11 protein-coding genes are annotated in these 15,994 nt (G+C 64.6%); 9 read left to right on the top strand and 2 right to left on the bottom strand.

Annotated features, from left to right (window positions below):
- Window positions 1-54: 54 nt before the first annotated feature.
- The 7 genes from ptsP (at window position 55) to ASG03_RS07165 (ending at window position 11,614) form a co-directional block, all read left to right on the top strand.
- The gene (gene ptsP / locus ASG03_RS07195; RefSeq protein ID WP_062693113.1) at window positions 55-2,319 is read left to right on the top strand and encodes a phosphoenolpyruvate--protein phosphotransferase; all 2,265 of its coding nucleotides are present in this window, start codon (window positions 55-57) and stop codon (window positions 2,317-2,319) included.
- Window positions 2,320-2,421: 102 nt separating this feature from the next.
- Window positions 2,422-3,504, top strand: coding sequence for a peptide chain release factor 1 (gene prfA / locus ASG03_RS07190; protein WP_062693112.1), 1,083 nt, complete (start codon window positions 2,422-2,424; stop codon window positions 3,502-3,504).
- Window positions 3,505-3,507: 3 nt separating this feature from the next.
- A complete protein-coding gene (prmC, locus tag ASG03_RS07185; RefSeq protein ID WP_062693111.1) occupies window positions 3,508-4,383 on the top strand; it encodes a peptide chain release factor N(5)-glutamine methyltransferase in 876 nt (291 codons plus the stop codon).
- Window positions 4,384-4,791: 408 nt separating this feature from the next.
- Entirely contained in the window at window positions 4,792-5,676 is an 885-nt protein-coding gene (locus tag ASG03_RS07180; protein WP_062693110.1) for a DUF4167 domain-containing protein, read from the top strand.
- Window positions 5,677-6,376: 700 nt separating this feature from the next.
- On the top strand, window positions 6,377-7,891 hold the full coding sequence (locus ASG03_RS21960; protein ID WP_244475194.1) for an NUDIX hydrolase: 1,515 nt from the start codon (window positions 6,377-6,379) through the stop codon (window positions 7,889-7,891).
- Window positions 7,892-8,075: 184 nt separating this feature from the next.
- Complete coding sequence (clpB, locus tag ASG03_RS07170) at window positions 8,076-10,682, top strand: ATP-dependent chaperone ClpB (RefSeq protein ID WP_062474661.1); 2,607 nt, start codon at window positions 8,076-8,078, stop codon at window positions 10,680-10,682.
- A 152-nt stretch (window positions 10,683-10,834) separates the two neighbouring features.
- Entirely contained in the window at window positions 10,835-11,614 is a 780-nt protein-coding gene (locus ASG03_RS07165; protein WP_062693109.1) for a formyl transferase, read from the top strand.
- On the opposite strand, the gene ASG03_RS07160 is transcribed toward ASG03_RS07165, so the two are convergent.
- Window positions 11,560-11,769, bottom strand: a complete 210-nt coding sequence (locus tag ASG03_RS07160) for a hypothetical protein (RefSeq protein WP_062693108.1) — start codon at window positions 11,767-11,769, stop codon at window positions 11,560-11,562. The genes ASG03_RS07165 and ASG03_RS07160 overlap by 55 nt on opposite strands.
- Window positions 11,770-11,841: 72 nt before the next feature.
- Here ASG03_RS07160 and ASG03_RS07155 point away from each other — a divergent pair, with 72 nt between their 5' ends.
- Window positions 11,842-12,459, top strand: coding sequence for a methylenetetrahydrofolate reductase C-terminal domain-containing protein (locus ASG03_RS07155; protein ID WP_156381756.1), 618 nt, complete (start codon window positions 11,842-11,844; stop codon window positions 12,457-12,459).
- Window positions 12,456-13,544 carry a methylenetetrahydrofolate reductase gene (locus ASG03_RS07150; RefSeq protein WP_062693107.1) on the top strand — a complete coding sequence of 363 codons (1,089 nt, stop codon included), beginning with the start codon at window positions 12,456-12,458 and terminating at the stop codon, window positions 13,542-13,544. Before ASG03_RS07155 ends, ASG03_RS07150 begins: the two co-directional genes overlap by 4 nt.
- Window positions 13,545-13,692: 148 nt before the next feature.
- Here ASG03_RS07150 and ASG03_RS07145 read toward each other — a convergent pair whose 3' ends face one another.
- Entirely contained in the window at window positions 13,693-15,660 is a 1,968-nt protein-coding gene (locus tag ASG03_RS07145; RefSeq protein ID WP_062474652.1) for a M23 family metallopeptidase, read from the bottom strand.
- Window positions 15,661-15,994: the final 334 nt, after the last annotated feature.

Raw genomic sequence — 15,994 nt, 5'->3', positions numbered from 1 at the left:
GCTGCCGCCCGAGGTGTCTGCACCTCCACTCTTTGATCGGGGAGACGTTGCGCGATGAGAGACCTGTCCGGTCCACGCGTTCTTCTCAAGCGGCTGCGCGAACTGATGGCGGAGCCGCTCGAGCCGCAGGAGCGGCTTGACCGGATCGTGCGCCAGATCGCGCAGAACATGGTTGCAGAAGTCTGCTCCGTCTATGTGCTGCGCTCCGACGGCGTTCTCGAACTCTACGCCACCGAGGGTCTGAACAAGGACGCCGTGCACCTGGCGCAACTGCAGATGGGGCAGGGCCTCGTCGGCACGATCGCGGCCAGCGCGCGTCCGCTCAACCTGTCCGACGCCCAGTCGCATCCCGCCTTCACCTACTTGCCGGAAACGGGCGAAGAGGTCTATCATTCGTTCCTCGGCGTGCCGATCCTGCGCACCGGACGGTCGCTCGGCGTTCTCGTTGTTCAGAACAAGGCGAGCCGCACCTATCGCGACGATGAGGTCGAAGCGCTCGAGACAACGGCCATGGTTCTGGCCGAAATGGTCGCCACCGGCGAGCTGAAGAAGATCACCCGCCCGGGCCTCGAGCTGGACCTGTCGCGCCCCGTGACGATCGAGGGCTCCGGGTTCAACGAGGGCGTCGGCCTCGGCTATGTCGTGCTCCACGAACCACGGATCGTCGTCACCAATCTCCTGAACGACGATACCGACAAGGAGCTTTCGCGACTCGGGGAAGCCTTGGGGTCGCTGCGGATCTCGATCGACGACATGCTGTCGCGGCGCGACGTCTCGATGGAGGGCGAGCATCGTGCGGTGCTCGAAGCCTATCGGATGTTTGCCCATGACCGCGGCTGGGTGCGCAAGCTCGAAGAGGCCATCCGCAACGGGCTGACGGCGGAAGCCGCGGTCGAGCGCGTGCAGAGCGAGACGAAGGCGCGGATGATGCGCCTGACGGACCCTTATCTGCGCGAGCGCATGCACGATTTCGACGATCTGGCGAACCGGCTGCTGCGGCAGCTGACGGGCTACGGCGCGCGCGTGTCGGACAAGGATTTTCCGGTCGACGCCGTGGTCGTCGCGCGGGCCATGGGGGCTGCCGAGCTCCTCGATTATCCGCGTGAAAACATTCGCGGACTGGTGCTCGAAGACGGCGCGGTGACAAGCCATGTCGTCATCGTCGCGCGGGCCATGGGCATCCCGGTCGTCGGCCAGGCGGCCGGTGCCGTGGCGCTCGCGGAAAACGGCGATGCGATGATCATCGACGGCGACGATGCCAAGGTGCACCTGCGCCCCATGGCCGATCTCCAGCGCGCCTATGAGGAGAAGGTGCGCCTGCGCGCGCGCCGGCAGGAGCAGTTCCGTGCGCTTCGCGGCGTCGAGCCGGTGACGAAGGATGGCAGTCGGATCCGGCTGCAGATGAATGCCGGACTGATGGTCGATCTGCCGCAGCTCGACGAATCGGGCGCCGAGGGCATCGGTCTTTTCCGCACCGAGCTTCAGTTCATGATCGCCTCGACCATGCCGCGCATGGAAGAGCAGGAGGCGTTTTACCGCAACGTCCTCAAACAGGCCGCCGGCAAGCCGGTGACGTTCCGCACGCTCGATATCGGCGGCGACAAGGTGGTTCCGTATTTCCGGGCTGCGGAAGAGGAAAACCCGGCGCTGGGCTGGCGGGCGATCCGCCTGTCGCTCGACCGTCCCGGCCTGCTGCGCACGCAGCTGCGCGCGATGCTGCGGGCGTCGGCCGGACAGGAATTGCGCATCATGTTGCCGATGGTGACGGAGGTTTTCGAGCTGAAGGCGGTGCGCGAGCTGCTGCAGAAGGAAATCCAGCGCCAGTCGAAGGTCGGCGAGCAATTGCCCCGCAAGCTGCAGTTCGGTGCCATGCTGGAAGTGCCGGCGCTGCTCTACCAGCTGGACGAACTGATGAGCGAGGTCGACTTCGTCTCCGTCGGGTCCAACGACCTGTTCCAGTTCACGATGGCCGTGGATCGCGGCAATTCGCGTGTCTCCGACCGCTTCGACGTGCTGAGCCGCCCGTTCCTGCGCATGCTGCGCGAGATCGTGCGCGCGGGCGAGCGCAACGCCACGTCCGTCACGCTGTGCGGCGAGATGGCGTCGAAGCCGCTTTCGGCCCTGGCTTTGCTGGCCATCGGCTTCCGTTCGCTGTCCATGTCCCCCACGGCCGTCGGACCCGTCAAGGCGATGTTGATGGCGACCGATCTGGCACGGCTGTCGCCCGCACTGAACGCGCTTCTGGACGACACCAAGGAAACGCGCACCCCGCGGGAGCTTCTGAAAGCCTTCGCGGCGGAAAACGATATTCCGGTCTAGACGGGCTCGGACCCGGGACGCGGAAGACCCTCTCTGCCCGGCCGGAGAGGGTCCTTCTTTCTGACATTTGAAATTTTGCCGCAGAGCGGCCTGGAGTAAGCATTGGCCACATTACCTGTCGAGAAGATGCGGGAGCTGGAGCGGCGGTTCGGCGAGATCGAGGCACGCATGTCGGCCGGTCCGGCAGCGGACGTCTATGTCAAGCTTGCGTCCGAATATTCCGAGCTTCAGCCTGTCGTCGCCAAGATCCGCCAGTATGAAAAGGCGCGTGCAGAGCTTGCCGACATCGAAACGCTTTTGTCGGACAAGACGACCGACCGCGACATGCGCGATCTCGCGGACATGGAAAAGCCCGAGATCGAGGCCCGGCTGGAGGCGCTGGAAGGCGAAATGCAGATCCTGCTGCTGCCGAAGGATGCCGCCGATGAGAAGAGCGCGATCCTCGAGATTCGCGCGGGCACCGGTGGCTCGGAGGCAGCGCTCTTTGCTGGCGATCTCTTCCGGATGTACGAGCGCTACGCGAGCGACAAGGGCTGGAAGGTCGAAGTGCTGAGCGCCAGCGATGGCGATGCCGGGGGGTTCAAGGAAATCATCGCCACCGTGACGGGGCGCGGCGTCTTCTCGAAGCTGAAGTTCGAGTCGGGCGTGCATCGCGTGCAGCGGGTGCCGGACACCGAAACGCAAGGGCGAATCCATACCTCGGCGGCCACCGTTGCCGTGCTGCCCGAGGCCGAGGACATCGATATCGACATCCGCGCCGAGGACATCCGCATCGATACGATGCGCTCGTCGGGCGCCGGCGGCCAGCACGTCAACACGACCGACAGCGCGGTGCGTATCACCCACATGCCCTCCGGCATCGTGGTCACGAGTTCGGAAAAATCGCAGCATCAGAACCGGGCGAAGGCGATGCAGGTCCTGCGGTCGCGTCTTTACGACATGGAACGGCAGAAGGCGGACAGCGAGCGCTCGGCCTCCCGCAAGAGCCAGGTCGGCTCGGGCGACCGGTCCGAGCGCATCCGCACCTATAATTTTCCGCAAGGTCGGGTGACGGACCACCGTATCAACCTCACGCTCTACAAGATCGACCGGATGATGATGGGCGAGATCGACGAAGTTGTGGATGCGTTGCTTGCCGACTACCAGGCCGATCAGCTCGCCCGTCTCGGCGAACAGCAAGGCTGACCGGTGACCGCGACGATCGACAGTCTTGCCGCCGAGATCCGGACGGCGCTGCGGCAGGCGGATTTCGATGATCCGGCCCAGGAAGCCCGTCTTCTCATCCGCGGCCTGCTGGGCCTAACGCCGACGGAGCTGGTGAGCCGCGGCGGGGATGTCGTGCCGGCGGACAAGGTCGTTGCCGTTCGTTCGGCCATCGCGCGCAGGCTCGCACGCGAACCGCTGCACCGTATCCTGGGTGCGCGGGATTTCTACGGCTTGACCCTGGCGCTCTCGCCGCAAACGCTGGAGCCGCGGCCGGATACGGAAACGCTGGTCGAGGCGATGCTGCCCCATGTGCGTGCATCGGTGGCGCGGCTCGGGACATGCCGCATTCTCGATCTCGGTACGGGAACGGGGGCCATCTGCCTGGCGCTCCTGAACGACGTCGAGCAGGCGACCGGTGTCGGCGTCGATCTCTCGGCCGACGCGCTTTCGACGGCGGCCGCCAATGCCGAGGCGCACGGTCTGTCCGACCGCTTCCGGACCGTCGAGAGCGACTGGTTCGCGGGCGTCGACGGGCGCTATGACATCGTGGTCTCCAATCCTCCCTATATCCGGTCCGACGTCATTCGCGGGCTGGATCCCGAGGTCCGGCTGTTCGATCCGCTGCTGGCGCTCGATGGCGGGGCCGACGGGCTGGACGCCTACCGGATCATTGCCGGTCAAGTGGCCACGGTTCTGGAAGATGAGGGCGTGGTGGGGCTGGAAATCGGCTTCGATCAGAAGGACAGTGTCACCCGCATCTTCGAGGCGGAAGGTTTCGCGCGAACGCATTTCCTGCGCGACCTTGGCGGTAACGACCGCGTGCTCGTCTTCCGCCGTGCCGATGTTGGCCATCGATGACGCATCGGCCTGCAAACCTGTGGGAAAGCCAGCGTTTACTCTCTCTACAACGCGCTGTTCTTTTCGCATATGCAAAGAAAAGGCTTGGAATTGGCAGGGAAGACGGCTAGGTTGCCGCCACGCACTGAGCAGACGGTCAAGGATTTCAGGATTCGTTCCGGTCAGACCTCTCCGCAGGGAATGCTCTTCTGACACAAGAGCTTGGGTCGACAGTGCCTGGTGCGGGTACCTGTTAATTTGACGCCAACCAGCAAGATGCCTTTTCAGGCTGCTGGGTCGCGGCGTGCCTTCTTGCTCTCATTCCCCTGATGTCGGGAGTTGACGGAAGGTGTTTACCACGATGGCCGGAGCCATGAGGCCGGACGCCATATGAACCATCATGATCAAGAGATTTCGGGTGACGATAGGATGAGGCCAGGACAGCAGAACAAGCGCGGCCGTGGGCGTAACAACAACAATAACAACAATAACAATGGCGGCGGCGGCAACAACAATCATAACCGGAAGGGGCAGAACCCGCTCACCCGGACCTATGACAGTTCCGGCCCAGACGTGAAGATTCGCGGCACCGCGCAGCACATCGCCGAGAAGTACACGACGCTTGCACGGGATGCCCAGAGCTCCGGCGACCGTGTCATCGCCGAAAACTACCTGCAGCATGCCGAGCACTACAATCGCATCATTGCCGCCGCACAGGCGCAGATGCAGGAGCGCTTCCAGCGCGACGATCGTTCGTCCTATGATGGCAACGACATGGACGGAAACGACCGTGACGGCATGATGGATGACGATCAGGACCAGGGCTACGACGATCAGCCCGCCATGATCCAGCAGCCGACGCCCCGGCGTGAACAGCCCCGTCAGCAGCAGCCGCAGCAGCAGCGCACCGAGCGCGCGGACCGTCAGGAACAGCGGTCGGATCGCACCGACCGTCCTGTCCAGGTGGAACGCCAGGAGCGCAGCGAACGCGCAGAGCAGGCCGAGCGCCCTGAGCGGGCGGAACGCACCGAGCGCGCACCCCGTCCGGAGCGTCAGCCCCGTGGCGAACGTCCGGTCGCTGCCCAGCACCCCGTTGCCGCTGCGCCGGAAACCGTCATTGATGGAACCGGCCCGCAGCCGGAGATCGAAGGCACGCCCGCTGAGGTGGTCATCGAAGAGGAAGCATCCGCAGGCCGTGCCCCGCGCCGCCGCGCCGCCCCGCGCCCCCGTCGTCCGCGTCGCACCGAAGGGTCTGCGGAAGAGGGTGTCGCCGGCGAGCAGCCGGAAGCACCGGTTCTGGCCGACTCCGAATAAGTGGTCGCACGATCATCGTAGTCAAACAGGGCGGCGGCAACGTCGCCCTTTTTCATGGTCGCTGTTCGGGCATACGGCCGAGCGGGCGTCGCGCGGTCGTCCCGCTTCCGTGTCTAGAGGCTTTCGAGACGCAACCCGGGAGCTTGCCGTCTGTCGTCTTCTATTTTCTGAGGTAGCTTTTCGTGCCGGTGTCGGAGAGGCAGAACCTTCCGCCGCGTGGGCCCGTGCAAACGTTGCCGTCCCGGCAGTTGCAACCTGTCGAACCGGCGGCCGCAGGGGGCTTCGGCAGGATGTCGAGAAGGCCGACGGTCGCGGAGCACGATTTCCTGCTGGCGCTGATCGAACCGTCTCGGCAGAGGAAACGTTCGCCAAGACAGCGCTCGATCCCGCCTTTCCGTCCACTGCAGGGCGTGTTTCCAGCGGCCGATGCTGGTCCCCCGATGAGGATCAGAAGCGCCAACGTTCCGGCAAGGGTCGAGAGCAGGGTTGCCGGGAAGGCTGGCGGGCGCGTGTGTGGCATGGACAGGGTTCCGCGGTGTCGGCGTGCTGGAGATCTGGCTCTCTCCGGCGTTCGGGATTTCAGGGCGTTTGTCAATTCTTACAAATAGGATGCAATCGGCTCGAAAAGCCGCCGCGCCGGCGTGAATGGGGTAGGGGCGCTTCCGCGCCCGTGTCGGCGTGTGGTGTCTTGGGGGTGACGATGGCTGGGAATGACGAGAGCTGGAAAATCCTGCATTCGCGATCTTTGATCCGCGACCGGCAGATCGACCTCCGTGCGGAGGCCTGCGAAACCTCGACCGGGCTTCGCGTCGATCCCTATTATGTCCTGACCTATCCCGATTGGGTGGCGGTCGTCGCAATTACCGCGGATCGGCAGATGGTCCTGGTCCGCCAGTATCGGCATGCTGTGGGGAAGGCCCTGCTGGAAGCGCCGGCCGGCAGCATGAAGCCAGAGGATGCCGATCCGGAAGCGGCGGCGCGGCGGGAACTTCTGGAGGAAACCGGATATGGCTGTGAGCGGATGGAACGGCTGAGTTCGCTCTACGCCAATCCTTCCACGCAGACGAACCGGGTGCATGCTTTCCTTGCCCACAACGTCGTGCGCGTCGGCGACCAGCAGCTTGACCCGGACGAAGACGGCATGTCGGTCGAACTTCTGCCGATCGAGACCGTGCTCGCCGGTCTGGCTTCCGGTCTGATCGGCCAGTCGATGCATGTTGCGGCCATCCTCCAGGCGATGACGGTGCTGCCCGCGTCGCTGTTGCCGGAGACACGATCCGCCTTCCGTGCCGAAACCCTGCCCACGCCGCCGCTCGCCCGACCTGCCACGAACAGCGGGCGCCAGATCGTGGCAGCTGGCGAGGGAATGCGCGTCTTCGGCATCGATTTCACCTCTGCGCCGTCCGGGCGGAAGCCGATAACCTGTGCAGAATGCGTTCTGGAGGACGAGACGCTTCGGTTCGTGGCGCTGCATCGCTGGGCGGATTTCGAAGGCTTCACCGCGTTCCTGTCCTCGTCGGGGCCCTGGATTGCCGGTCTCGACTTTCCTTTCGGGCAATCGCGAAAATTCATCGAGACGATCGGCTGGCCTCTCAGCTGGGAGGCCTATGTCGGTCATGTCTCGGGGCTCTCGCGGGCAGCCTTCTACGAGACGTTGACGGCGTATCGTCTACCGCGTGCCGCGGGTGACAAGGAACATCAGCGGTTCATCGATCGCACGACCGGCGGCATCAGCCCGCAAAAGCTGCATGGCGTGCCGGTCGGTCTCATGTTCTACGAGGGCGCCCGCCGGCTGCTTGCGTCCGATGTGCATCTGCCGCTGCTGCGGGCGGGCGACCCGGCCCGTGTCGTGGTCGAGGCCTATCCCGGCGTGATGGCGCGGCGGTTGATCGGGCGACGATCCTACAAGAACGACGCGCGCAGCCTGCAGACGCCGGAACTTCTCGCGGCTCGTCTCGATCTCTTCGACCGCCTCTGCGACCCCGCAGGCGATCTGTCCCGCACCGGTCTTCGCATCGAAGCACCGCGTTCGCTTGCCGATGATCCGACGGCGGATGCGTTGGACGCGCTGTTGTGCGCGGTTCAGGCAGGCTGGGCCTATGGGCAGAAAGACAGGGGCTACGGCATCCCGGTCGAGGCCGATCCCCTGGAAGGCTGGATCGTCGACCCCGCACTTCTGGACGCTTTCGCGCCGCAGGAAACAATCGCGCGATAAAGCAGAGGCAACGCGAAATCTGCTCTTTAATTCGGCAAAAATGCCTCCCATATCTTTCTTCGAAGCGACACGACGCTGCAACCCGCGGCCTCTTCGTCGCGATACCGGGCTTGCCGATTTCGGGAGCCTGATCCCAACCGCCGGGGCGTGCCGCATGGGCGTTCCGGTCCCAAGGAGGTAGACGATGGATATCGAAAAATATTCCGAACGCGTGCGTGGTTTCCTGCAGTCGGCGCAGACCTATGCGCTTTCGGCCGGGCATCCCCAGTTCACGCCCGAGCATGTTCTGAAAGTGCTGCTCGATGACGACCAGGGCATGGCGGCCTCGTTGATCGAACGTGCCGGCGGCCGTGCGAAGGACGCCAAGCTCGCCAATGATGCGGCGCTTGGCAAGCTGCCCAAGGTCTCCGGCGGCAATGGCGGCGTCTCGCTTTCGCAGCCGCTGGCAAAGGTCTTCACGACCGCCGAAGAGGCGTCGAAAAAGGCGGGCGACAGTTTCGTCACCGTCGAACGCCTGCTGCTGGCACTGGCCGTGGAAGCCTCCGCGTCCACCGCGCAGACGCTGTCCAAGGCCGGCGTTACGGCGGCGCGGCTGAACCAGGCGATCAACGATATCCGCAAGGGCCGCACCGCGGACAGCGCCAATGCCGAAGCGGGTTTCGACGCTTTGAAGAAATATGCGCGCGACCTGACGGCGGATGCGCGGGACGGCAAGCTCGATCCCGTCATCGGGCGTGACGACGAAATTCGTCGCACGATCCAGGTGCTGTCGCGTCGGACGAAGAACAACCCGGTGCTGATCGGCGAACCCGGGGTCGGCAAGACCGCGATCGCCGAAGGTCTCGCCTTGCGCATCGTCAATGGCGACGTGCCGGAAAGCCTCAAGGACAAGCGGCTGATGGCGCTCGACATGGGCGCGCTGATCGCCGGTGCCAAGTTTCGCGGCGAGTTCGAAGAGCGGCTGAAGGCCATTCTCTCGGAAGTCCAGGCGGATGCGGGCGAAATCATCCTGTTCATCGACGAGATGCACACGCTGGTCGGTGCCGGGAAGGCCGATGGTGCCATGGACGCTTCCAACCTTCTGAAGCCGGCCCTTGCCCGCGGAGAGCTGCACTGCGTCGGTGCGACCACGCTCGACGAGTACCGCAAGCATGTGGAGAAGGATGCGGCGCTGGCCCGCCGGTTCCAGCCGGTCATGGTCAACGAGCCGGATGTCGAGGATACGATCTCGATCCTGCGCGGGCTGAAGGAAAAGTACGAGCAGCACCACAAGGTCCGGATTTCGGATGCGGCCCTTGTCGCGGCCGCGACGCTGTCCAATCGCTACATCACCGACAGGTTCCTGCCCGACAAGGCCATCGACCTGATGGACGAGGCCGCGTCGCGACTGCGGATGCAGGTCGATAGCAAGCCGGAGGAACTGGACGAGCTCGACCGTCGCATCATGCAGCTGAAGATCGAGCGGGAGGCCCTGAAGAAGGAAACCGACCGCGCCTCCAAGGACCGGCTGGAGAAGCTCGAGCTGGACCTGACGGGTCTCGAAGAGCAGGCCGATGCGCTGACGGCGCGCTGGCAGTCGGAGAAGTCGAAGCTGGGTCTTGCCGCCGATCTGAAGCGGCAGCTGGACGAAGCCCGCAATGAACTGGCCATTGCCCAGCGCAAGGGCGAGTTCCAACGGGCCGGCGAGCTTGCCTATGGTGTCATCCCGAAGCTCGAAAAGGAGCTTCAGGACTCCGAAGCGCAGGACGGTTCCGCCGCCTCCATGGTTCAGGAGGTGGTGACGCCGGACAATATTGCGCACATCGTGTCCCGCTGGACCGGTATTCCGGTCGACAAGATGCTGGAAGGCGAGCGTGAAAAGCTGCTGCGGATGGAGGACGAGCTTGCGCAATGGGTCGTGGGGCAGGGCGATGCCGTCCAGGCGGTGTCGCGTGCCGTGCGTCGCTCACGTGCCGGACTGCAGGATCCGAACCGGCCGATCGGCTCGTTCATCTTCCTCGGCCCGACCGGGGTGGGCAAGACGGAGCTGACCAAGGCGCTGGCGCGTTTTCTGTTCGATGATGACACAGCGCTCGTGCGCATGGACATGTCGGAATATATGGAGAAGCACTCCGTTGCCCGGCTGATCGGTGCACCTCCTGGCTATGTCGGCTACGAGGAAGGCGGTTCGCTGACGGAATCGGTGCGCCGGAAGCCCTATCAGGTCGTGCTGTTCGACGAGATCGAAAAGGCGCATCCTGACGTGTTCAACGTGCTTCTGCAGGTGCTGGACGACGGGCGCCTGACCGACGGGCAGGGCCGAACCGTGGATTTCCGCAACACGATGATCATCATGACATCGAATCTCGGAGCGGAATATCTGACCGGGCTTGCCGAAGGCGAGGATACCGACAGCGTGCGCGAGCAGGTGATGGGCGTGGTTCGCTCGGCCTTCCGGCCGGAGTTCCTTAACCGCGTCGATGAGATCATCCTCTTCCACCGCCTGAAGCGCGGCGAGATGGGTGCGATCGTCGACATCCAGCTGGAGCGCCTGAAGACCTTGCTGGCCGATCGCAAGATCACGCTGGAGCTGGACGGCGACGCCCGGCACTGGCTGGCGGAGCGCGGTTACGATCCCGTCTATGGTGCGCGCCCGTTGAAGCGGACGATCCAGCGCTACGTCCAGGATCCGCTGGCCGAGCGGATTCTCGCCGGCGATATTCCGGACGGATCCGTCGTCAAGGTGCTGGAAGGCTCCGACCGGCTGAACTTCAAGCTGCGCGGCGCCAGCGACGACCGCGCCGCTGCCTGATCCGGAACGTATTTGATCGGATCAACGGACACAGGCCTTCCCGGGACACCGGGGAGGCCTTTTCCATGCCGGCCTGGCCTCGCTTTCCTGTCCTTAATCCCCCGGTAAGCGGGATCGGCGACAAAGAGCGTCTGCAGGAGAAGGACGGTCCTATGTCGGAGGCGAAGCGAGATGGCCGGGTGGTCGTGGTCACGGCGGGCGGGCGAAATCCGCAAATCCTGATCAATGCCCTTGCCGGCCGGTTTTCAGAGGTCGTCGTTTTCCAGGAGCCAGCGGAGTCGAAATCCGTCTTTGTCAGAAGACGCGCGCGAAAACTCGGATGGCCGGTCGCTCTGGGGCAACTCGTGACGATGGTGGCATCGAAGGTGGGCAAGCGCTGGACCGAGCGTCGCGCCCGAGAGATCCTGGAGACCTATGGTGTTTCCGACGCGCCAAATGCCGAGGTGCAGAGGGTTTCCATCCCCTCCGTCAACACGGCGGAAGCCTTGGCGGCATTGACGCAGGTGTCGCCCGACGCCGTACTTCTCGTCTCGTGCCGCATGCTCTCGGCGGCCACCCTGGCCGCGATCTCCTGTCCGGTCATCAATTTTCATGCCGGCATCAATCCGCAGTACCGGGGCCTGATGGGCGGCTATTGGGCCCGGGTGAATCGGGACGAGGCAAACTTCGGCGCGACCGTGCATCTTGTCGATGCGGGGGTGGATACCGGCGGCATCCTCTACCAAACCCGTATGACGCCCGCAAAGGCCGATACGATGCACACCTATCCCCTGCTGCAGACGGCGGCGTCGACCGGCATCGTCCTCCAGGCCGTCGAAGATGCCCTGACCGGGGCGCTTCGGCCGGTTGCCGTATCCGCTCCGTCCCGCCAATGGTATCATCCGCCGGTGTGGACCTGGGTCTGGAACGGCGTGACGCGCGGCATCTGGTAGTCCGGTGCGCCGAACGTCGCTTTCGCCTTGGGGGTGTGTCGTGCAAGGATGCGCCCAATCCGGAAAAACCGCGCACATTCCGGCGGTGCGAGACCGTTGACGATGAAGCGTTCGGCAAAGGCTGCGGCGCGGCCGATGACGTCCCGCGCGGACATCGACCGCGCCGAACCGAGAGACGTTGAACCGAGAGACGTGGAACCGAGAGACGTGGAACAGAGAGACGTGCCATGACGAAACCCACGCCCTCCGATCTGGCGCCCGCTCCCCATCCCATCAAGGGCAATGCACAGGCCGCCCGCAAGGCCACCACCGGCGCCTACACGCCGGCCGCCGTTTCCCCGAACCGGCGAGGGCAGCGCAGTTTTGCGATTCGCCTTTGGTCCGTGCGCCACGCCCGCCTTCTGGAGTGGGTCTATCACCGCTTCGCCGCGCTTTTTCTGGCGCTGCATCCGCTCTGGCGGGCGATCGGCTATGCCAGGGCCGAAGCGCCGGTTACCGTGGTCGAGCGCGGGGTGAAGGGGCTGTTGTTCGATTGTCGCATGTGCGGACAATGCATCCTGTCCTCCACCGGCATGTCCTGCCCGATGAACTGTCCGAAGCAACTGCGCAACGGACCCTGCGGCGGCGTGCGCGCCAACGGCAATTGTGAAGTGGAGCCGGATATGCCCTGCGTCTGGGTGAAGGCCTGGGAAGGTTCGCGGCAGATGGACAAGGGCGATGCCATCCTTGCCGTGCAGCCGCCGGTGAACCAGTCGCTGCGCGAGACATCCTCCTGGCTGCGTGTGACGGCGGCGGCCGCCGAGGCCCGTGACACCACGGCCGGATCCGCGGGACGGCCGGCATGAGCGGACGAACGGGAATCCCGCCCGCTTCCCCCGGCGATCTCCTGCCCGGACATTCCTCGCGCGGGCGCCTGGAGCAGGTGCTTCGGCGCGGCGAATTCGCGGTCACGGCCGAGTTGAACCCGCCTGACAGCGCGGATCCGGAAGAGGTCTATGCCCGGGCCGCGGTGTTCGAGGGCTGGGTCGACGGGATCAACGCCGTCGACGCGTCGGGCGCCAATTGCCACATGTCCTCGGTCGGCATCTGCGCGCTTCTGACCCGTATGGGCTATGCTCCGATCATGCAGATTTCCTGCCGCGACCGCAACCGGATCGCAATCCAGGGCGACGTGCTGGGAGCGGCGGCCATGGGCGTCGCAAACATCCTGTGCCTGACGGGCGACGGCGTTCAGGCCGGCGACCAGCCGGGTGCAAAGCCTGTCTTCGATCTCGACTGCATGTCGCTGCTGGAAACGGTGCGGATCATGCGGGATCACGCGAAATTCCTCTCCGGCCGCAAGCTCACAGCGCCGCCCCGCGTCTTTCTCGGTGCCGCCATCAATCCCTTCGCGCCGCCTTATGATTTCCGTCCCTACCGGCTCGCCAAGAAGATCGAGGCCGGCGCCCAGTTCGTGCAGAGCCAGTACTGCTTCGACGTGCCGATGTTCCGCGCCTACATGGACAAGGTGCGCGATCTCGGCCTGCACGAGCACTGCCATATCCTCGTCGGCGTCGGTCCGATGGCGTCGGCCCGGACCGCACGCTGGATCCGATCGAACGTGCCCGGCGTGCATATTCCCGATGCCATCATCGCCCGGCTGGAAGGCGCGTCCGACCAGAAGAAGGAAGGCAAGCAGATCTGCATCGACATCATCAACGAGGTGAAGGAGATCAAGGGCGTCTCCGGCATCCATGTCATGGCCTACCGCCAGGAAGAGTATGTGGCCGAGATCGTCCACGAATCCGGGGTTCTCAAGGGCCGCAGGCCCTGGCGGCGGGAGCAGGATCCGGCCGATGCGGGTGTTGCCGAACGGCTGGATGCAGCAAGGGCCGGGGAGATGCAGGATCAGGAAAGCCTTGCCGAAACGGCTGCGAAGCGGCCGCATTGAGGATCGCCCTGCGGCAAGTGTTGCCTACTGCAAGTGTTGCCTGCCGCAAGTCGTGCCTGCGGTACGTCTGGCTTCACGGCCGGTCTCCGGTTGCCGCGTCGCTCAGCGCGGCGCTCCGGTCTACCCGATCGCGGCGCGTGGATCGCCGTCACTGGGTGGCGGCGACCTCGCTGCCATTGTCCTTGGCCAGCAGTTCGTCGATGCGGTGGCGCTCGACCTCGAACTGGGTGAGCGCAGGACCGTCCAGCGACTTGCCGCCGGGAAGGCGGATGCGGAGCGGATCGACGCGGTTGCCGTTGACGATCAGCTCATAGTGCAGGTGCGGGCCTGTCGACAGGCCGGTCGTCCCGATCCAGCCGATAACCTGCCCCTGCGAGACGCGGGCGCCCGGCTTGACGTTCTTGGCGATGGCGCTCTGGTGGTTGTAGGACGAGACATAGCCGTTTGCATGGCGGATCAGCGTCTGGTTGCCGTAACCGCCGCTGTCCCAACCGGCCTTCTCCACGACGCCGTTGCCCGCCGCGATGATCGGCGTTCCCCGAGGTGCGGCCCAGTCCACGCCGGTGTGCATGCGCGAAAAGCCGAGGATCGGATGGCGCCGCATGCCGAAGCCCGACCGGAAGGTGCCGTTGGGAACCGGATTGCGCAGCAGAAACTGGCGGATGCTCTTGCCCATCTCGTTGTAGTAGTCGACGGAATTGTCGTCGGGATCCTGGAAGCGATAGAAGCGCGTCTGCGCATCGCCGAATTTCGCGTTGACGTAGAGCAGCTCGGACGTGTCCGTTGCCCGCCCGCTCTCGTCCGCAACCGAGAAGAAGGCTTCCAGGCTGTCGGTTGGTTTCAGCTGCGCCTGGAAATCGACATTGCTGGCCAGAAGCTTCACCAGCTGCGAGACCATGGTCTGATTCATGCCGTAGGAGAGCGCGGCCCGGTAGACGCCGTCATAGACGCGGGGCAGGTCACGTCCGGCCGAGATGGTGGGCGTGCCGTTGTCGTCAAAGGCGGTGTAGACGGCCGACAGCTGCGGCGGTTCCTCGCCGCGCACGAAGCTGCCGTGATCGTCGAGCGCCATGGTCAGCACATGTGCGCCGCCCTTGGCGTAGACGCTCGCGCGCATGACGCGCGCTTCCTCGTTCTCGCCCTTCTGGATGATCCCGATCCGAACGACGTCGCCCTCATGAAAGACGTCGGAATTCAGCGCGGTCTTCAGAACGGCGGCGATATCGGTCGCCTGTGCCTTGGAATAGCCTGCGCCGCTCAGCACGCTCGCCATGTCGGCTTCGCGACGGACCGGAATCACGTCGTCGGCAAATTCGGCACTCTTGTCGTTGATCGTCTCGAAGGGAGTGACCGTCATGTTCTCCTCGACCACGCGGGCGGAGAGACCCTGGATCAGGTCGAGGTCGGAGGCATCCGACGCGAAGCGTCGCGGATCCACGTAGAAGAGGGAGGCGAGCTGGGTATTGCCTTCGGTGAGCGCCGCGCCGTTGGAGCGGACATTCTCTTCCACCTCGTCGAGCGTCATCGAAGGCCCGAACTTCAGTGTCGATCCCTTCAGGGGAAAGTCGACGGTCTTCAGCGCAACCTCGGACTCGACGTCCGAGCCGTAGATGGTGCCGGTGCGCACCGGGGGAGGGGCGGAGGCCGCGTCGTCATTGGAAAAGACCGCAAGCGGATCGAACGACGGATAGGACTCCGAGGCCTGATGGTTGGCGGCAAGCGTCATCTTCACATGCGCGAAAGGCTGGCGGCGCACCACTTCCTTCTCGCCGTCATGGATCATCGTGGAGACCTCGAGGATCGTGCGGTCGGAGGGCTTGGCAACGATCACGGGGGAAAGGATCCGGCCGCCGCGCTTGGCCACCGTCGCCGGTTGCCCGGCGCGCAGACCCGGATCGGCGGATGCAAAGGCTTCCGCCGGGATGGCGAGCTGCTGGCGTCCGTCGAGCGCAGCAAAAAGCGCGACGCCCATCAGCAGGCTGGAGGTGATCCCGGTCAGGAAGGTGCCGGAGAGCCAGCGGAGCGAGATTTCTCGGCGGTCGGGTGCCCTGCGGCCGTCGGCCAGTATGGGCGGCTCGTTGCCCAGCGACCGCATCATGGATTTGTCCGTGATCATGCCAGCTGATCGGGTCCCTGTTGAACGCGCCGGTTCTTATTGTAGGCCGGTTCTTATTATAGGCTGCGTATATTGTCCGAAGATGTGCATCTTTCGCGTCCTCGAGTCAAATCGGACACGGCGCATGTCATGCTTTCAGACACCGTGAATGTGTAAAACTGAGGGCGGCCGCTCAATGACGGCATTTTTCCCCGGGGTGCCCGGGGAGGGGAGGGGACTCCAGCCCTTGCTGCATCGAGACTTGTCAGAAAACTGTCATTTTTTTCAGAAACCCTGTTGACGAACGGGCGGGGGTAGCCCTATAACCCGCCTACCAACGAGGGCGGCGGCGCTG

It is taken from the genome of Rhizobium sp. Leaf341 (genome assembly GCF_001424325.1).
GTDB lineage: Bacteria > Pseudomonadota > Alphaproteobacteria > Rhizobiales > Rhizobiaceae > Ferranicluibacter.
The sequence above is the reverse complement of the archived record's forward strand: the minus strand, read 5'-3'. Positions and strand labels throughout refer to the sequence as shown.